Source organism: Gracilibacillus boraciitolerans JCM 21714, from assembly GCF_000521485.1.
GTDB lineage: Bacteria > Bacillota > Bacilli > Bacillales > Amphibacillaceae > Gracilibacillus > Gracilibacillus boraciitolerans.
This window is the reverse complement of sequence record NZ_BAVS01000044.1, coordinates 1-19,388: the sequence shown is the minus strand read 5'-3', so window position 1 is coordinate 19,388 and position 19,388 is coordinate 1. Positions and strand designations below refer to the sequence as shown.

The window sequence follows — 19,388 nt, the reverse complement described above, 5'->3', positions numbered from 1 at the left end:
AATCTAAACTCCACATCATAATTTTAAAAAAAATCACAAAAATATTGTTCGTTATAACAAACTTTATGTTATACTTTCGTTAATGATCGATTCTATTTCATTCCAAATAAAATAGAATTCGTCAAAAAAGGAATAAATATATGTGGAGGTAACAGCGTAATGGAAGAAACAATATCACTGAAAGAGATTTTTGAGGTCCTCAGGAAACGCTTATTACTGATTATTCTACTCACGATTGGAGCAGCAGGTATCAGCGCTCTTATTAGTTTTTTTGTTTTGACACCAACCTACCAATCTAGTACACAATTTATCGTCAAGCAAGAGACTAATCAAATAAGTAATGTCGATATTAATCAAATTAGATCAAATGTGGAAATTATCAGTACATACAATGACATTATCACAAGTAATCACATCCTAGAACAAGTTGTCGATGAATTGAATCTACCAATGTCAGCTGGAGCTTTAAGCAGTAAAATGTCGTTATCCAGTTCTGAAAGTTCCATAGTGGTAACCTTAAGTGTCACAGATGTGAATCCGGAACTTACAGCAGAAATCGCCAATACAACAGTAGAGATCTTTCGCGAGGATTTACCTACCCTGCTGAACGTAAACAATGTCAGTGTGTTATCGAAAGCAGAAGGCGCAAGCCAGATCAGTCCCAATCCTATGTTAAACATTATGATCGCGATGGTGTTAGGAGCGATGGTTGGTGTTGGTTTATCGTTCTTATTAGAGTATTTAGATAATACAGTAAAGAACGAACAGGATATAGAAACGAAATTACAATTGCCAATCCTCGGAGTTGTCTCCCATATTGATGAACAGGATATGGTCGCTATCGGAGGAGAACCGGTTACATTAAATACGAAAAGAAAGGGTGGAAGCTTTAGTGCTCAAAAGAAAAAAACAGTCTAACTTAGCCAATGTCAGACATTTAATTACCAAAATGAACCCACGTTCTCCTATAGCAGAGCAATTCAAAACGATACGTACCAATTTGCAATTTTCCAATATTGATGGCGAATTAAAAACCATCCTTGTCACATCTTCAGGACCTCTGAAGGGAAATCATCAACAGCAGCCAATTTAGCAATTGTGTTCGCACAGCAAGGGAAGAAAGTTTTGCTAATTGATGCCGACATGCGGAAGCCGACCTTACATTATACATTTCGAGTGGATAATCGAAGAGGCTTGAGCAGTGTGTTAGTAGAAGAAGCTACCTTACGAGAATCAGTTACAAAAAGTGATGTAGCAGGATTGGATCTGTTATCGTGTGGACCGATTCCACCTAACCCATCAGAATTACTAGGATCAAAAGCAATGGAAACATTAATATCAAATCTGGTCACACTTTATGATATTATCCTGTTTGATACACCACCAGTATTAGCAGTTACCGATGCCCAAATATTAGCGAATTGGTGTGATGGATCAGTAATGGTGGTAAGAAGTAAGCAAACAGAGTATGATGCAGCAAATAAAGCGAAGGAATTACTGGAAACAGGGAAAGCCAGACTATTAGGTGTAGTACTAAATGATCGTTGGCAGAAGAAAGGTCAATCCTATTATTACGGCTATTAATATAGAAGAAACCAAAAACCTTTCGATCACCCCAATGATATCGAAAGGTTTTTTATAGCTTAAACAACAAATTTTACCGCATTTTTACATAAAAAATACAAAAATCTTGAATTTTCCCCCCCTTTTCAAACTATAACGAATATGTTATTCTTTATATAGAACGAACGTTATAAAGAACAAATAGATATATAGAGGTTATGGATAGGGAAAGAGAAAGGTGGTTCACATGCTGGATATTAGTCCTTATATTCTTCCAATTAATAAAGAAAGTGTTCCAGATATTGCATCGGCACGGCATTAGCAAGACAAGCACAACAAGCAGGTGTTCACACGATTATCGCTGCCCCCACGCTACATACCAGGGAAATTCGAGAATAATAAAGATTCGATTATCAATCTAGTAAAAAAGCTAAACGACACCTTACAAAAAGAGAAAATTAAAATTAGCATTCTCCCATCGCAAACGATTCGGATCGATGGAAAAATGATAGAACAATTAACACAAAGTAAACTAATCGGATATGGGACAGACCCAACATATATTTTTATCGAAATAATGTATGACCATATTCCACAGTACACGCAACAGCTTTGTTATGATTTGCAATTGATAGGATTTAAGCCAGTTCTCGTCCATCCAGAAAAGAATAACGTGATCCAGGAAGAGCCTAATACACTCTATAGTCTAGTGAAAAACGGCGCACTCGTCCAAATCAGTGCAAAGTCGATTTGTGGTAAGAAGGGCAGAAAGATTCAGAAGTGTGCTCAGCAATTACTCAAACATAATTTAGTACATTTTGTCGGATCAGATACCGCAGAAACCAAGCGTTATTTTCTGCAGCCAGCCTGGAAAATCCTGAAGCGAAACCTGCCGATCGAGCAATTCTATCTGTTGCAGGAAAATATGAATCTCCTGGAAGAAGCAAAGACCGTCCAGGGAGAAGAACCACAGCGGATCAAAAAGAAGAAAATTTTAGGCATTATCTAATATGAAAATTCTAAAGCCTATTGCTAACATGATAACAAAAAATCATATTAATTAGTAGGTTGACAGAAGCAGTTAACTCACGAAGGGACGCTGGATAAAGATGATTGATATACATTGTCATATATTACCTGGGATGGATGATGGTCCAAAGCATATCGAGGAAAGTGTGGAAATGGCGGAAAATGCTGTTTCACAAGGAATTAACACGATAATTGCTACACCACATCACCTTAATGGCAGTTATGATAACTATAAACCAGACATAATAACAGCGGTTGCCCAATTAAATGATAGATTACAAGCAGACAATATTCCACTTACTATTCTGCCTGGTCAGGAAACAAGAATAAATGGAGAATTCGTAACAGATTTAGAAAATAACCAGCTGTTGCCACTAAATGAGACGAGCAGTTATTTACTTGTGGAACTTCCAGCGAATCATGTTCCGCGCTATACCAAGCAATTATTGTTTGATCTGCAGCTGCAGAATATCAAACCAATCATCGTTCATCCCGAACGCAATAAAGAAATTATTGAAAATCCTAATATCTTATATGATCTGTCAGTAATGGCAGCTTAACCCAGGTTACGGCGGCCAGTCTGACAGGTAAATTTGGCAAGAAAATAAAAAAAACAACCTTACAATTAATTGAAGCAAATTTAACACATTTTATTGCTTCCGATGCACATAATGTATCAAACCGAGGATTTTTGTTCGAAGAAGCACATACTATCCTGGAAGATGAATATGGTAGTACAATGGTCTACTGGTTTATGGAAAATGCACAATATCTGATCAATGGAGAAATGATTATCGGAGAAGCACCTCAAAAAATCAAAACAAAGAAAGTACTAGGTATTTTCTAGGGTTATTTTTGGTCTCAATGTGCGTTATAAAGAATAAAGTAGGGGGATGCAATAAAATGAAAAAAGTAAGAAAAGCGATTATCCCGGCAGCGGGTTTAGGTACACGATTTTTACCAGCAACAAAGGCGATGCCAAAGGAAATGCTGCCAATTGTTGATAAACCAACGATTCAATACATTATCGAAGAAGCAGTCGCATCTGGCATCGAAGATATCATCATTGTAACCGGTAAAGGCAAACGAGCGATAGAGGATCACTTCGATCACAACTTTGAATTAGAAGACAATTTACTAAAAAAAGGTAAATTTGAATTGCTGGAAAAAACCAAACAGCCAGGCGAAGTAGATATTCACTACATAAGACAAAAAGAGCCCTTAGGATTAGGACATGCGATCTGGTGTGCCCGCAAATTCATCGGAGATGAGCCGTTTGCCGTACTGCTAGGTGATGACATTGTCCAATCCGAAACACCTTGCTTAAAGCAATTGATTAATCAGTATGAATTAACTGGTGGTTCAGTCATCGGCGTACAACAAGTTCCAGAAAACGAAACACATCGCTATGGCATTGTCGGTCCGAAAGAACAGGATGGGCGAAGCTATTCGGTAAGTGAATTTGTTGAAAAACCAAAAATGGGAACGGCACCTTCTAATTTGGCAATTATGGCAGATACATTCTTTCCCCTAATATCTTTAAATATTTAGATATGAAGCAAATTGGAGCAGGTGGCGAAATTCAGTTAACCGATGCCATTCAGCAATTAAATGATTCGCAAAGTGTATTTGCCTATGATTTTGAAGGAAAACGATATGATGTTGGCGAGAAATTAGGTTTTGTCAAAACAACCATTGAATTTGCTTTAGAAAATGAAGAAATTGGTGAAGACGTCAGGAAATTCATCGTAGAGTTAATGACAGCGAAGGTCAATCATTAAGATCGAATAAAGAAGGGATTGACCCCCTAATGGGTTATAAACAACGAATATTATTATTAGTTCTATTGGACTCCGTTATTGTCAGTACAGCGATCTTTATCGCGTCATGGGTCGTTTATCCAAATACAACACTTATCGGAACAGCAGACATTGTTATTACAGTAATAGCTCTGCTTCTCTTCCACCACCTCTTCGCTTTCAAGTATAAGCTCTACCATAAAGTGTGGTCTTATGCCAGTATCGGAGAATTAATCGCCATTGCAAAGGCGGTAACATTCACGATCGTTGCGACAGGTGTTATCCAATTCATTGTCAGCAATTTTACGCTCTATCGCCGAGCGCTGATCGTCACCTGGTTATTACATATTACCTTAATTGGTGGTTCTCGTTTCGTTTGGCGAATCTATCGTGACCGCTATATGAAGGACAAAGGAAAGAAGAAACGAACCTTAATTGTTGGTGCCGGTGCTGCCGGGGGGGCAATGATTGCCAGACAACTGCGCAATGAACATCAAAATACCGACCTATTACCAGTGGCATTTGTAGACGACAATCTGGCGATGCACAAAATGCAAATGTATGATTTGCCTGTCGCGGGAAGCAGTAAAGATATTCCGAAGCTCGCGAAAGAGTTAGAGATTGATCAAATCGTCATAGCGATCCCTTCTTTAACAAATGGGGGGGCCTTATCCGAAATGGTAGCGACCTGTAACAGTACCAATGCCAAAGTCCAAATGGTACCAAAGATAGAAGATATCGTATCCGGAAGAGTATCGGTAAGTACATTGAAAAATGTCGATGTAGAGGATGTTTTGGGACGAGATCCAGTTGAACTTGATATTAATTCAATATCAGAATATGTAACAGGTAATACGGTAATGGTAACTGGTGCCGGTGGATCAATAGGTTCTGAGATTTGCAGGCAATTAATGCGATTTACTCCATCAAAAATTTTATTAGTCGGTCATGGCGAATTTAGTATTTATTCAATTGATATGGAGCTTAAGCAAAAATATCAACAAAGTGAAATAGAAATTATACCAATTATAGCAGACGTCCAGGACCGGGAACGAATTTTTGAGGTGGTCGACAAACACCATCCAAGAATCATTTATCACGCAGCAGCGCATAAGCATGTACCATTGATGGAATATAACCCACATGAAGCAGTAAAAAATAACATCATAGGAACAAAAAATGTTTCAGAAGCAGCAGATGCCTTCAATGTTCATACCTTTGTATTAGTGTCAACAGATAAAGCAGTCAACCCAACTAACGTGATGGGTGCAACAAAAAGGGTAGCCGAAATGGTTGTCCAAGACCTGGCATCTCGCAGCGAGACAAAATTTGTAGCAGTTCGATTTGGCAATGTACTCGGTAGTCGAGGTAGTGTCATTCCATTATTTAAGAAACAAATTGAACAAGGAGGACCAATTACAGTTACCCATCCAGACATGACTCGCTATTTTATGACAATACCAGAAGCCTCTCGCCTAGTGATCCAGGCAGGTACCTTAGCAAGAGGCGGAGAAATTTTTGTCTTAGATATGGGTGAACCGGTAAAAATAGTAGACTTAGCAAAAAATCTTATCAAGCTTTCAGGATATACAGAAGAAGAGATCTCAATTGAGTTTTCAGGAATAAGGCCAGGTGAAAAAATGTATGAAGAATTACTTGGAGAAAATGAAGTACATCCAGAAGCAGTATATGACAAAATTTATATCGGAAAAACAATGGAAGTGGAACAGAATCGCTTGTGGGAATTATTAAGTAGTTTCAAAGATCATAGTAATGAGCAATTAAAAGAGCATTTGATGGAAATTGTGTATCGGGAACAACAAAAAAAATTAGAAGTAGCAAAATAGTTTCCTTAAAAATATCTTTAAAGTGCCTGTCACGAATTACTTGTGATGGAGACTAAGGAAAATCGAAAGTTAAAAAATGCAGTAAACCAATATCTATCCTTTAGTCTGTGAAACAAAAAGATTGGGAAAAGATTGATCGTAAAAGGTATTGTCTCCTAGACCTTTATCATTGGAGGCACTCGGCGATGCTGTGGGTGGAGTCACCTTAGCACTAGTTGTCAGTAGTATCGCGTGAGGCGGGGGGGTTGAATGCTATATTACATAAACGGGATAGAAAGTGTAAACAAACTACCAAAGTGCTTGTTGCGGTTTGTTTGTGACAAGCACTTTGGGTAATTACTTTATAAAGGAAATGAACAATGGGAAAATGGCATAGTTTATCACATAATAAGCAAGATGGCTTTACTTTAGTAGAATTATTAGCTGTAATTGTGATTTTAAGTATCATCGTTGTCATTGCAGTACCGAGTATTGGTAATTTGGTAGAGCAATCCCAAATAGATGTGTGTGAAGCTAATCAACAACAGGTGGCAAGATTATATCAGGAGCATATGGCATTAAAAGGTATAACACATTCAGAAAGTTTGTTTAATCAATTTTTAACTGAATATTATCAACAACCTTTGTGTCCGACTGATGGAATTTATACTTATATAACGGATGATGTTGCATGTAGTGTGCATGATCAGCAAGAAAGTGATAATGGGGGGGGTTCCTTGGTTGTAGGATATTTTATTTGAGAATAGTTTTGGTTTATTGGTATGACAGCATGTTCTCTTTTTTTAGTATTTGGTTGAATGGTTGATGGGAACTGACTATCATAGTTAGATTGAACGCTAGAAACCTTGCGGGATAAGGGTTTGAGGTGTTTTTAGCGAATGTTATAGATTGATTGAATGCTATATATAATAGGAAGAAACTTGATTTAAGGTGGTAAATGAAAGAATATCTATTTCGTATTTGTTAGGTAGATTGAATAGATATTACGAGGTGGCTATTAGATATAGATAAGGTTTAGTGGTTTAGTAGTTAGTTAGAGGTAAATCTTCTAATTAAGTCCTAATCTACTAAAATATTAACCTAACTAGGGAAGGAAGTCTAGAAGATGGAGACGACAAAAGTGAAAGAAAGAATATTCCTCTCTTCACCACATATGAGTGACGAAGGTTATGAAATGCAATATGTAAAGGAAGCTTTTGATACAAACTGGATTGCACCTCTTGGTGAAAACGTAAATGGATTTGAAAGAGAACTTGCTGAGAAGGTTGGTTCTAAAGCTGCTGCAGCACTGTCTTCAGGAACAGCTGCTATTCATCTAGCTCTTAAAGCAGCAGGAGTCGGAGAAGGGGGATATTGTATTTTGTCCAACACTCACTTTCTCTGCTACTGCAAATCCGATTATTTATCAAAATGCGATACCTGTTTTTATCGATAGTGATTATGAAACTTGGAACATGAGTCCAAAAGCATTAGAAGAAGCGTTTGAGAAATATCCTGAAGTAAAGGCAGTCGTTGTTGTTCATTTATATGGTTTATCTGCTGATATGGATAAGATAATGGAAATTTGCAAGAAACATAATGTTGCGGTAATAGAAGATGCTGCTGAGTCTTTAGGTACTTACTACAAAGGTAAGCATACAGGGACTTTTGGAGATTATGGCATCTTCTCTTTTAATGGAAATAAGATTATCACTACTTCTGGCGGAGGGATGCTTGTTTCTAATAATGAAGAAAGAATTGCTAAGGCAAGATTTTGGGCCACTCAATCCCGAGATCAAGCAAGGCATTATCAACATAGCGAATTAGGATTCAATTATCGAATGAGTAATGTTGTTGCTGGGATTGGTAGAGGGCAGCTTAAGGTGTTAGATCAGAGAGTTGCGAAGAAGAATTATATCTTAGAGTTTTATAAGAGAGAGCTTGGTGGGCTTGAAGGTGTTGAATTCATGCCTAGTAATGAATGGGATGAACCGAATTACTGGCTAAGTTCGATTACGTTGACTGGTAAAGTACGACCAATTGATGTATTTAATGCATTGGAAACAGAGAATATTGAGTCAAGGCCGGTTTGGAAACCGATGCATCTGCAACCGTTCTTTGATAAGTATGATTTTGTGGGTGAAGGTATATCGGAAAAGTTATTTGAGAATGGGGGGGTTTGTTTACCGTCTGATACGAAGATGACGGATGAGGATTTAGAAAGAGTTGTGGAGACTATTAAGGGGGGGTTGTGGTTTAAATAATGAATAATTCCAAAGGTGGTATTTATAGAAGATGTATAAAAAGACCGATGGATTTCATGCTATCATTAATAGCTATTATTGTTCTTAGTCCGATACTTCTAGTAGTGGCGATTCTTGTTAGAACAAAATTAGGTAGTTCTGTTCTATTTAAGCAAAAGAGACCTGGGCTAAATGAAGAGATTTTTATGATGTATAAGTTTAGGACTATGACGGATGAAAGAGATGTTAAAGGGGAGTTACTACCCGATAGTGCTAGGTTGACGAAGTTTGGTAGATTACTACGTTCTACATCTCTTGATGAACTACCGGAACTTTTTAATATTTTGAAGGGTGATATGTCCATAGTTGGTCCAAGACCACAATTGGTTAGAGATATGGTTTTTATGACAAAAGAGCAAAGGAAAAGACATAGTGTTTTACCAGGGCTTACAGGTTGGGCACAAGTTAATGGTCGGAATGGTGTTAACTGGGAAGAAAAATTAGCTCTAGATCTAGAATATATTAGTGATATTAAATTTTTATTGGATATAAAGATAATTATTATGACAGTTGGAAAAGTATTTAAACAAGATGGCATAAGTGCAGAGGGTATGGAAACTGCTGAAGACCTTGGCGATTATCTACTAAGGAAAAAAAAGATAAGCAAAGAGGAGTTTTATTCTGCAATGGAAGAAAGTAATACACTAAATTGAAAAATGACCTTATACAAATAATTGAGGGGTAATAGCGTGGAGAAATATAGTGTTTTAATGTCACTTTATAAAAAAGAAAAGCCAGATTTTCTTCGTCAAAGTATTGAAAGCATGATTAATCAAACTATAATGCCTGACGAGATTGTTATTGTTAAAGATGGTCCATTAACACCTAAATTAGAACAGGTATTAAAGGAATACCAAACAAGTCATCCAACACTTTTTAATATTGTAGTAAGTGAGAATAATGTTGGACTAGGTTTAGCCCTTAATCTTGGGCTAAAGCTTTGCAGAAATGAATTAGTTGCTAGGATGGATACAGATGATATTTCGCTACCTGAAAGATGCGAAAAGCAATTAAGTGTATTTAAAAGTGAACCTGAAATAGCGATTGTGGGTGCTTTTGTATCTGAATTTAATACAAGTTCTTTCAGTGTTGTTTCGACAAGAAAAGTACCTACTTCACACCCTGAAATTTATGAGTTTGCAAAAAAAAGGAGTGCTTTTAATCATCCAGTTGTTATGTATCGTAAAAGCAAGGTAATTGAAGTAGGTGGTTATGCGAATTTAAGAAGAAATCAGGATGTTGACCTATTTGGACGAATGCTTTTTACTGGTTGTAAAGCAAAGAACATAGATGAAGCTCTCCTAATGTTTCGAATAAATGACGATTTAGCAAAACGTCGTAAAAGTTGGGGGGGGAATACCAAGAGCTATATTTCAACTATAAACAAATTTCGGAAAATAGGTTACTCAAGTACTTGGGACGTATTGATGGTAGCGGTAGCTCAAACAGCTATGTTTTTAGCACCTTTAAGACTTCAACACTTTATTTATAAAAAGTTTCTGAGGGAATGACAATTATGTTAGGTGAAAAGGTAATGAATCAAAATAAAAAATAATGTTTGTCATACCAAGAATGGGAGGGGGGGAGGAGCAGAAAGAGTAGTTGCAAATATTGCTAACTCGCTTTCTGAACGGGGGGGTTATACGGTAAAAATAATTACACTAGTGTCAAATGAATCATTTTACCCACTTAGGGAAAATGTCATTATTAGAAGCTCTATGTTTAGAGTTGATAGATCGAATAAATTTAGTGCTTTCTCAAGTATGGCTAAAAATTTTCTTCGAGCATTTTTGTTTATTAGGAAAGAGATTGAGTATTTTAAACCTGATTCTGTTATTTCGATGCTTATAGAAGCTGATATATTAACATATTTTGTAAAGCGATCTGGTTTAAAATTTAATCATATATGCTCAGAAAGAAATGATCCGTCAAGAAGAAACAAATATGTAAGAAAGTTTTTAGGTCACATTTATAAGAAAGCTAATTATTTTATTTGTCAGGGGGGGAAAAGTTGCAGATTATTACTCCGAGGTACCAAGGAGTAAGATAACTATTATACCTAATCCTATTGATGATAGGCTAATTCCTGAATGTGTTGAAGAAGCGGGTTTACAGAAGATTGTTGCAGTTGGTAGACTGGACCCCCCCAAAAAAACTTTTCTCTACTGATTGATAGTTTTTCAGATATAAGCAAGGAATTGCCGCACTGTGAACTTGTAATTTATGGTGAAGGTTTTATGAGAGAGGAAATAGAAAAAAAATACTATCTTATGGACTTGCCAATAAAGTTTCTCTTTGTGGAGCAAGTAAAGATGTTTTGAATGAGATAAAGGATGCTTCCTTGTTTATAATGTCCTCTGATTTTGAAGGATTCCCCCCCAACTCATTAGTTGAAGCTATGGCTGTCGGTCTCCCTGTAATATCAACTGATTTCCCAACTGGAATTGCACGTGATTTAATAGGAGAAGATAATGGGAGAATTGTTCCAGTAAATGACCGAAATGCACTCGGAAATGCAATTATAGAGATAATGAGTAATTCCCAACTTAGAAAAAAAATGCGAATTGAAAATAGAAAAATCGCAAATGATTTAAACTTAGAGAAAATTGTTTGCAAATGGGAAAGTATTTTTTAAGAATTAAATGCAAATGGGGGGGATTTAAAGGTTCAACAAATCTGGAGTGAAAAACTGTCATAACAATAAAATATAGTAACCTATGAGTATTTTATTTACTTAGGTTATTACAACTTTTGTTGGAAAGGTTAAAACATGTTAAATAAAAAAGTTAATTTAATAAAATTTAAAATTTTTGTTGTTACACTAGCGGGTCTACTTTTATATTATATTCTTTATCCAAGTTCTAACTATTTAACACAGTCAGATGCTGAGAGAGTTATTTTTATACTCTCCTGGTTAGGAATTATTGAGTTAATATATATAATAAAAACTTGGAGAAAATTAACTGGCAGATATCTAACTCTATACAACATATTTATGGTCTTCTTTTTCTTATTTAATTTTGGTGAATCTATCTTATGGGCATTTGGTATTCATGTAGATCAAGAACTTGGCACAACTAATTTATATTATTACTTACCAGTACCTACTGGTAATGATATTATTCAGACTCAATTAATAGTTCTTATATCAGGATTAATGATTCACTTTGGAGCCATTTTATTAAAAAAACAAGCTGCCACTGATGATACTTATACCTTATCAGGGTTAGTATCTAAAATTAGCGACAAGCAAAAGATGTTGTTTAAATTTTCTATCTTGATAAGCCCAATAGTTATACTTTCAGAGTTCTATTATTTATTTGTGAATTATCTTAATGCTCAAACGTATGGTTATACAGCACTATATTATAACGATGAAATAGTTGGGACCAATGTTGTTATTCAAATTTTAACACGCCTATTTTTACCAGTTTTAATCGGTATGTTAATAGGGAGTGGATATAGCAAAAAGATAGTTAGATTTGTTTATATTTTATTTGGAATAAATGTAGTATTAAGTTTACTTGTGGGAGATAGAGGCGGTTGGTTTTATTCATTATGTATTTTAATCGTTTGTCATCATTTTTATTACAAGAAAATTCATTTAAAACACATTGTTCTTTTCACTATCTTAGGTACAGTTTTAACTTATGTTTCTGTAGCTGTAGTTGCTGTTAGGAACAAAGGTGTCTCTATAGATAAAGTAGTAAATGCAATCAATGGATTAGATGCTAATCCCATAATTAGTTCTATATTTAATATGGGAGGAACTATGAAGGTTACAACAGTTCTAACAATGAACGGGTGGGATATATTCCCATATGGGAATACTTTTCTTTATGGTTTATTAATAGCCCCCCCGACTAAAGATGTAATAGATTGGCTTGACCTTAATTATAAATCTGTTGGGGGTTGGTTTTCACAGGAATATTTAGGTATTAGTAATGGAGCTGGTTTCTCTATTGTTGCGGAAATGTTGATTAACTTTGGACCCATCTTGCTACCTTTTTTTATGATTGCTTTTGGTCTTTTTATTTATTGGATAACTGATATAGAATACAAAAACCCTAATACAGAAACATTAAAAATAATATTTTGCATTATTACAACGGCAGTAGTTGTGAATATTTCAAGAAATGTTTTTAATTATATTGCTGGTGAAATAATTTATACTACAATACAGTTTTTTGTTTACTTTATTGTATTTAGAACCTTTTTTGCCCGAAAGATTAACAGTAAAAATAAAGTTCAAAGTGTATATTCTTATGAACACTCAGCTATATCAACTCAAAAATTTTCATCTTCTGAATATTAATTCAGAACTATTATTAGTAACTTCACATTTTTAACTACTTCTTGGAATAATTTATTCGTTGTTAAAAAACGATACGTCATTTTAATTCTTTTTTAGTTGAAGATCATTATCTTTAAAATTTTTTGGTTCTAGTTTTGAGAGGCTCGGCTTTAATTTATAATAAATAGTTTGTTTGGTTGATGTTATAGTGCTTAAGTTTATATAAGCAAATTATACAGTTTAAACTTCACTAATAACTAAGAAATTTTTTAAAGAGAGGCTTATTAGGATGAACAGTATGGAATATTCGGAAGATAAACATAAAGGTTCAATAAAATATATTAATAATAAAAACGACCTTAGAGAGTTCTTGGAATATGAAAGAGTACTCTATAATAGAAAAAGGATTTATATGCCATTGTTTTGTATAACTGAACAATCATATCTTTGGAAACACAATGTACTGTTGAGAAAGACCGAGTATTATGTAAATACCGGGAAGAGGTTAAGAGGGCTACTGTATAAAGTTTTGCTAAATAGATTTCGAAATAATCACTTAATACAGATTCCTATTAATACCTTTGATCGTGGATTAAAGTTAATGCATTTAGGTCCAATCTTAGTCAATAAAAATGTTAAAGGCGGCAAAGACATAGCGCTGCATATTAATACATGTCTTGTTGCAGGAGGAACAAATCATGGAGCACCAACTCTAGAAGATGGTGTTGTGGTAGGTGTGGGAGCAGTAATCTTAGGTGATGTAAGAATAGCAAAAAAACGTTGCAATAGGAGCTAATTCAGTAGTTAATAAAACTTTTGAAGAAGAGAATATTGCTATAGCTGGGGGGGTACCCGCGAAGAAGATAAGCAATAATGGTAGAACTGAATGGAATAAAAAAAGGTAGCTAGATAATAAGACTCAATTGTTAATGATATTAAAGTGTTCAATGCTCCTAATACTTCGAGTTGAAATAACACTTTTTATAAAATGATTCGCTGTTGGACAGGAGGATAAATTTTGAGAAAAATAGCATTTATTATGCCTAAACTTGGTGGCGGAGGTGCTGAGCGTGTTGTATCAACAATTATTCGTCATATAGATAAGAGTAAATTTACGGTACATCTGATTTTAGTACAGGAACAAGGTGATTATCTCCAAAATTTACCTAAAGACATAAAGGTTACAGTTTTACCAATATCTAAAGTGCGATATGCGGCACCTTCATTAATAAAAGAGATACGTAAAATACAACCAGATATTATTTTTTCATCTATACGAGGTATGTCCATATTGATAGGCTTAATTAAGCCCCTTATCCCTAAAAAAACCAAGATTGTCTTTCGTGAAATGAATACACCTAGTGAGTCACTTAAATATACCAGAAATCGATGGTTACTAAAATTAGTTTATAAAAGTATCTATAAAAGGGCAGATAAGATCTTATGTCAATCTCACTATATGAAAGGGGGGGACTTTGTAAATACATTTGGATATAAAGAGGAGAAACTAGTCCAAATCTATAACCCTGTTGACGTAAATTTTATAAGTAAAATGGCTAAAAATACAACCTCCCCTTTTCCAAAAGATCAATTTACCCGTAATGTAGTTTCTATAGGGAGGTTAAGTAATCAAAAGTGGTATGAACAACTTATTGAATCACTGGTTATTGCTAAGAAAAAGGGACTTGCAGTAAAAGTTTGGGTTCTTGGGGGGGAAGGACCATTGAAAAATGAACTTATTTCCTATGCATCTAAATTAAGCGTTAATGACTTGATAGAGTTTGTTGGTCGGAAACAAAATCCTTATATCTGGATGCATCATGCAGATTTGTTTATTCTTCATTCAAGGTACGAGGGTCTACCTAATGTTCTGTTAGAAGCAATATGCTGTGGGTGCCCCCCCTATTGTTACAAATCATCCAGGAGGAACAAGAGAAATAATGGATATTGCTGGGTTAAATGACAGGATTAAGCCAGAACTAACTTGGGATGAAGAATGGTTTGAAAGTATTAATGGAGAAAATATAAATCAAGTGAAAAAAACTTTTGATGTGGGAAAAATTATTAAAGAGTATGAGCACTTTTTTATTATGAACTTTATAGGAAAGAGGTATTCTAATGCTAGGAATTTTAAATGAAATCAAGCACTCACAGTGGTTTTATTTTTTTATAAAATGGTTTTTAGGATAATACCTCAGAAACAATTTATAAGGTATTACTATAAAAGTAGAATGGGAGAGTTTCCAAATTTAAAAAATCCAAAGAGTTTTAATGAAAAGTTGCAATTTTTAAAACTCTACCATCGCGATCCGCTCATGACACAGTGTGCTGACAAATACGAAGTTAGAAAATATATTTCTGAAAAAATTGGTGACCATGTATTAAACGAGTTATATGGAGTCTATGATTCTGTGGAAGAGATTGATTTCGGTTCATTACCAAAAGAATTCGTCATGAAGGTTACTCATGGGAGTGGGCAGAACTTAATTTGCAAGGATAAATCAGAGATTGACTGGAATAAAGAAAAGGAAAACTTGAAGAAGTATATGAAAAAAAACCACTATTATTTCAATGGTGAGTGGCCGTATAAAGATATAAAACCTAGGATAATTGTTGAGAAGTTTTTGACTGATAAAGGAACCGTGCCAATGGATTATAAATTATTTTGTATAAACGGTTATGTAGAATTTATAGTTGTAGATGAGGATCGCTTTGGTGAGCACAAGCAGACACTTTATGATAAAGGCTGGAATAAGTTGGGGGTTAAAATGACTTATGAGAATAGCAAAAATAATATAGAAAAGCCAAAAAGTTTTGATGATATGTTAGATGTGGCTGAAAAGCTTTCAAAGCCTTTTCCATTTGCTAGAATTGATTTTTATGAAGTTAAAGAAAAATTAGTGTTTGGAGAAATTACCTTTTATCCAAAAAGTGGTTGTATTAACTTCTCACCAAGTACATTTAATAATGAATTGGGAGAAAGGTTTAATGTTAATTACAATTAAAGAACTTATAGATAACTTTAGGTAAATGTACAAAACAAAATTAGAACTATCTTAAAGGCATTTTATTAGCGATTCAATTCCTTATAAGAATTTTAAGCTTTAGAATGAGATTGCAATATCTTTTAAATGAATGATTATAAAGACTAGAATCCTCTTTACTTAGTTTAGAATTTTCATGATGTGAATCTGTTTCTTCTATGAAAAAAATAAAACACGAGGTGGTGCAGATATATGTCAATTCGGAGTATTATGAAAAAAAATGATAAAATTGTTACTCTTTATGACAATTGGAAAAAGTTTTATTTTATGTACTTAGTCTCTGATGAAAAACTTATCAGAAAAAGATTTAGATTTAAATTAGGCAGAGATTTGGATTTGAAGAATCCAATTAATTATAACGATAAATTACAATGGCTGAAATTTAATTGGCATGATAGGCTAGCTACTCAATGCGCAGATAAATATGAAGTGAGAAAGTTTGTAAAAGAAGTGATTGGAGAGGAATATTTAAATGAACTCTATGGGGTTTATGACTCCGTGGAGGAAATTGATATAGATAAGTTGCCTGAATCGTTTGTGTTAAAAGGTACGCACGGTTCAGGGTTTAATATAGTTTGTAAAAACAAGAATGAGATGAATTGGCACGAAGAGTTCAAAAAAATGAGAAGATGGTTTAGGAAAAATTATTATTGGCAAAATCGTGAGTGGGTATATAAGGACATAAAACCAAGAATTATTTGTGAAAAATACATTGAGCAGGATGACGGTAATGAACTTCGAGACTACCGTTTCTTTTGTTTTAACGGTGAACCAAAATTTATAACTGTGGATTTTAGTATAACTAATAAGAACAAAACAAGAAGAAATCTATATGACTTGAAATGGGACCTCATGAATGCGGAAATTTCTTATCCCAAAGAAATGAAAATTAAAGTTAATAAACCTAATAAATTAGATGAAATGATAAGTTTAAGTCGAAAACTCTCTTCAAATTTCCCTCATGCCAGAGTTGACTTTTATTACATTAAAGAAAGAATAATATTTGGTGAAATTACTTTTTTCCATCAAAGTGGGATGGGGGGGAAAATTAGGCCTCTGGAATTTGAAGAAGTAATGGGAAGCTGGTTACAACTACCAGTCTATAACTCTGATAGTAATACAAATTAAGGACAAGGGGGGGAATGGTCTATTGTCCCTATAACATGACACCAATTGGAATGAAAGACCTGTCCCTCTGCCCCATAATTGCGAGAAGAGTAATCTTGGACGGAAATGGTTGCTAAATGAATTATAGAAACATTAATTGATAAAAAAACTTAAAATATGAATCATGTGAGAGAAGAAAAGGTTATTATTAGGGATTGTGAATAAGTAATTCAAGGTAAGTAACAAACTTTTTACGCAGGGCGGTAATTCATAATGAATAAAGTGATAAATTTCTTGGCTTCAAGAAGGAGATTCTTTTCATTTTCCCTACTTCGTGTAGCTTCGATGGTATTAGGTCTAGCATCGAATATTTTTATTGTTAGGAAACTAAGTGTTGAAGATTTCGGTATCTTTTCAGTCGCCCTGTTAGTTGTAAATCTTATAACAACTTTCGGATTTAGTTGGAGTTCTTCATCTATACTTTACTATGGTAGTCGTGAAAAAGAAAAGTATGGAAGTATCAATAAAACCTTTTGGGCTAGAAACATAATTATCTTTTTTAGCTTAATTATTATAACGATAGGGATTATACTATTCAGGCATCAAATAGATAATTATATAGGTTTAAATATATGGTTTCTACTCTTGATATGGCTTTATGTCAGCGTAATTGAAAATTACTTGAACCAGTATTTCTTAGCTATAAAAAAACAGATTACATCAAGTATGCTCTCAATTACAGCCAAAGTAATTTATATTGGTCTTATCATCCTATTGCCGTTTGATGTTACTACACTCATTATTATATACATTGTCAGTCATGCATCGGTTATTTTTTATAGCTTAGGGATCAATAGAAAAGATATAAATGGGTTTGAGTTTGATAGGTCATGGTTTAAAGAAGTATTGAACTTCTCACTTTGGCAATTATTTGGGTTTGCAGGAGTATATTTGCTTAATTTTGGAGATACGGCAGTAGTTAAGTACTTTATGACGAATAAGGAAGTTGGTATTTATAACGCTGCTTACCAATTGTTTAACGCTATAGCAAGCTTTTCTTTTGTAATTTCCAGCTATTATGCTTCAAGCTTATCGGGATACTTTGCAGGAAATAATTATAAAAAGGTCAGCCAATTCTTTTATAAAGAGAGGCTATTTATTTTTATTGCAAGTATAGTAGCACACTTACTTGTAATTGCCTTATCAAAGCCAATTATTACTACCCTATATGGAGCTAAGTATGTAGATACTGTACAAATATTTAATCTGCTCATGTTAGGTAGTATGATTCGGTATATCACTGTCTTCTATATGCTTTATTATAATACAAATGGAAAGCATCAAATTCAGCAAATAATAAATATTCTTATTGCAATAGTGAATGTGGGATTGAGTATTATTTTTATTAAACTATTTGGACTAAAAGGACCGGCAATTGCTACGGTAATTACCTTGCTTTTATCATTAGTATACTCAGCATTTTATTGCGAAAAACAAATTAGTCGTTTTATAAAAGAAGGCGAAAATAGTAGCTTTTAAATCAATTAAAAATTATGAGTTATGAATACACTTGAATGATTAATTAATAGTCTTTCAGCAAAGATTCGGATGATAAAGTATCCTACAAAAACACAATGATAAACTACAATGGTTAAAGTTAGTTTTGATAATTTTTGCCAGTAATCCATTTTGCTAGTTAAAACCATATTGTTATAGTAGTAGGAAATTTTGAAAAGCAGCGTATATCTTTATTGAATATTTGATGGAGTGTTCTGCGTTATATGAAATCTATTAGTAAAGGAAGGCGTAATAATGTATAAAATAGCAGTAGCAGGAACAGGGTATGTAGGTCTAGTTGCAGGGGGGGTTTGTTTTGCCGAAATGGGTCATCAGGTAATGTGTGTTGATATAGATGAAAATAAAGTAAATAGAATGAAACAAGGCATATCCCCAATCTATGAGTCAGGATTAGAAGAATTAATGCAAAAGAATTATGCAGATGGAAGAATTGATTATACAACTGATTATGAATCAGCCTATAAGGATGCAGATGCAATTTTTATCGGTGTAGGTACTCCGGAACAACCAGATGGTTCTGCAAATTTATCATATATTGCAACTGTTGCTAGACAGATTGCTGAATCGGTAGAAAAAGATTGTCTAGTAGTTGTTAAATCAACAGTTCCAGTTGGAACAAATGATAAAGTTGAGCAATTTATTCAAGACTTTTTAGTTAATAATGTGAAAGTAGAAGTAGCATCAAACCCTGAATTCTTGGCGCAAGGTTCTGCTGTTCATGATACTTTACATGCTGAACGTATTATTATCGGAACAGAAAGTAATTGGTCTGAAGATTTGCTTATGAAAATCTATGAGCCGTTTCATTTACCGATTGTATCAGTGAATAGAAGATCAGCAGAAAG

General features: G+C 34.2%; 16 protein-coding genes and 4 pseudogenes. All 20 read left to right on the top strand.

Translation table 11 applies throughout. From position 1 onward, the window contains the following. Positions 1–159 precede the first annotated feature (159 nt). The gene (locus JCM21714_RS16465) at positions 160–918 is read left to right on the top strand and encodes a YveK family protein (RefSeq protein WP_035726015.1); all 759 of its coding nucleotides are present in this window, start codon (positions 160–162) and stop codon (positions 916–918) included. Between the two features lie 31 nt (positions 919–949). Then, a pseudogene (locus JCM21714_RS16460) lies at positions 950–1,584 on the top strand (CpsD/CapB family tyrosine-protein kinase). Positions 1,585–1,906: 322 nt separating this feature from the next. Next, positions 1,907–2,572, top strand: a complete 666-nt coding sequence (locus JCM21714_RS16455) for a tyrosine-protein phosphatase (RefSeq protein WP_052000850.1) — start codon at positions 1,907–1,909, stop codon at positions 2,570–2,572. A 100-nt stretch (positions 2,573–2,672) separates the two neighbouring features. Further along, positions 2,673–3,439, top strand: a pseudogene (locus JCM21714_RS16450) (tyrosine-protein phosphatase). A 56-nt stretch (positions 3,440–3,495) separates the two neighbouring features. Further along, a pseudogene (gene galU / locus JCM21714_RS16445) lies at positions 3,496–4,373 on the top strand (UTP--glucose-1-phosphate uridylyltransferase GalU). Positions 4,374–4,402: 29 nt separating this feature from the next. Continuing rightward, positions 4,403–6,238, top strand: a complete 1,836-nt coding sequence (locus JCM21714_RS16440; protein ID WP_035726013.1) for a polysaccharide biosynthesis protein — start codon at positions 4,403–4,405, stop codon at positions 6,236–6,238. 359 nt (positions 6,239–6,597) lie between these two features. Continuing rightward, positions 6,598–6,978 (top strand): prepilin-type N-terminal cleavage/methylation domain-containing protein, encoded by a 381-nt coding sequence (locus JCM21714_RS18830; protein WP_052000849.1) that lies wholly within the window; start codon positions 6,598–6,600, stop codon positions 6,976–6,978. A gap of 380 nt (positions 6,979–7,358) precedes the next feature. Beyond that, positions 7,359–8,481, top strand: a pseudogene (locus tag JCM21714_RS16430) (DegT/DnrJ/EryC1/StrS family aminotransferase). Further along, positions 8,481–9,173, top strand: coding sequence for a sugar transferase (locus tag JCM21714_RS16425; protein WP_035726011.1), 693 nt, complete (start codon positions 8,481–8,483; stop codon positions 9,171–9,173). Before JCM21714_RS16430 ends, JCM21714_RS16425 begins: the two are co-directional and overlap by 1 nt. A gap of 36 nt (positions 9,174–9,209) precedes the next feature. Beyond that, positions 9,210–10,031 (top strand): glycosyltransferase, encoded by an 822-nt coding sequence (locus tag JCM21714_RS16420; protein ID WP_052000847.1) that lies wholly within the window; start codon positions 9,210–9,212, stop codon positions 10,029–10,031. A gap of 27 nt (positions 10,032–10,058) precedes the next feature. Then, complete coding sequence (locus JCM21714_RS24525; RefSeq protein WP_369403640.1) at positions 10,059–10,565, top strand: glycosyltransferase; 507 nt, start codon at positions 10,059–10,061, stop codon at positions 10,563–10,565. 215 nt (positions 10,566–10,780) lie between these two features. Beyond that, positions 10,781–11,155: a glycosyltransferase gene (locus tag JCM21714_RS16410; RefSeq protein ID WP_084040912.1), complete on the top strand. Its 375-nt coding sequence runs from the start codon at positions 10,781–10,783 to the stop codon at positions 11,153–11,155. Between the two features lie 135 nt (positions 11,156–11,290). Continuing rightward, entirely contained in the window at positions 11,291–12,835 is a 1,545-nt protein-coding gene (gene wzy / locus JCM21714_RS16405) for an O-antigen polysaccharide polymerase Wzy (RefSeq protein WP_035726006.1), read from the top strand. Positions 12,836–13,112: 277 nt separating this feature from the next. Beyond that, entirely contained in the window at positions 13,113–13,610 is a 498-nt protein-coding gene (locus tag JCM21714_RS16400) for a hypothetical protein (RefSeq protein WP_052000845.1), read from the top strand. Positions 13,611–13,832: 222 nt separating this feature from the next. Continuing rightward, positions 13,833–14,777, top strand: coding sequence for a glycosyltransferase (locus JCM21714_RS16395; protein ID WP_035726004.1), 945 nt, complete (start codon positions 13,833–13,835; stop codon positions 14,775–14,777). Continuing rightward, positions 14,755–14,952, top strand: coding sequence for a hypothetical protein (locus JCM21714_RS16390; RefSeq protein ID WP_035726002.1), 198 nt, complete (start codon positions 14,755–14,757; stop codon positions 14,950–14,952). The genes JCM21714_RS16395 and JCM21714_RS16390 overlap by 23 nt, the downstream gene beginning before the upstream one ends. Positions 14,953–15,045: 93 nt before the next feature. Next, positions 15,046–15,819: an ATP-grasp fold amidoligase family protein gene (locus JCM21714_RS16385; protein ID WP_035726017.1), complete on the top strand. Its 774-nt coding sequence runs from the start codon at positions 15,046–15,048 to the stop codon at positions 15,817–15,819. A 231-nt stretch (positions 15,820–16,050) separates the two neighbouring features. Further along, complete coding sequence (locus tag JCM21714_RS16380; RefSeq protein WP_035726000.1) at positions 16,051–16,986, top strand: ATP-grasp fold amidoligase family protein; 936 nt, start codon at positions 16,051–16,053, stop codon at positions 16,984–16,986. 252 nt (positions 16,987–17,238) lie between these two features. Further along, the gene (locus JCM21714_RS16375; protein ID WP_084040910.1) at positions 17,239–18,504 is read left to right on the top strand and encodes an oligosaccharide flippase family protein; all 1,266 of its coding nucleotides are present in this window, start codon (positions 17,239–17,241) and stop codon (positions 18,502–18,504) included. Positions 18,505–18,777: 273 nt separating this feature from the next. Next, the coding region (locus tag JCM21714_RS16370) for a nucleotide sugar dehydrogenase (protein WP_035725995.1) at positions 18,778–19,388 on the top strand (611 nt) is incomplete at its 3' end.

Excerpts from the sequence above, each read along its gene's own strand:
- JCM21714_RS16465 (WP_035726015.1), top strand. The coding sequence starts at position 160 with ATGGAAGAAACAATATCACTGAAAGAGATTTTTGAGGTCCTCAGGAAA.
- JCM21714_RS16440 (WP_035726013.1), top strand. The coding sequence starts at position 4,403 with ATGGGTTATAAACAACGAATATTATTATTAGTTCTATTGGACTCCGTT.
- JCM21714_RS18830 (WP_052000849.1), top strand. The coding sequence starts at position 6,598 with ATGGGAAAATGGCATAGTTTATCACATAATAAGCAAGATGGCTTTACT.
- JCM21714_RS16425 (WP_035726011.1), top strand. The coding sequence starts at position 8,481 with ATGAATAATTCCAAAGGTGGTATTTATAGAAGATGTATAAAAAGACCG.
- wzy (WP_035726006.1), top strand. The coding sequence starts at position 11,291 with ATGTTAAATAAAAAAGTTAATTTAATAAAATTTAAAATTTTTGTTGTT.
- JCM21714_RS16400 (WP_052000845.1), top strand. The coding sequence starts at position 13,113 with ATGGAATATTCGGAAGATAAACATAAAGGTTCAATAAAATATATTAAT.
- JCM21714_RS16390 (WP_035726002.1), top strand. The coding sequence starts at position 14,755 with ATGGATATTGCTGGGTTAAATGACAGGATTAAGCCAGAACTAACTTGG.
- JCM21714_RS16385 (WP_035726017.1), top strand. The coding sequence starts at position 15,046 with ATGGGAGAGTTTCCAAATTTAAAAAATCCAAAGAGTTTTAATGAAAAG.
- JCM21714_RS16380 (WP_035726000.1), top strand. The coding sequence starts at position 16,051 with ATGTCAATTCGGAGTATTATGAAAAAAAATGATAAAATTGTTACTCTT.
- JCM21714_RS16375 (WP_084040910.1), top strand. The coding sequence starts at position 17,239 with ATGAATAAAGTGATAAATTTCTTGGCTTCAAGAAGGAGATTCTTTTCA.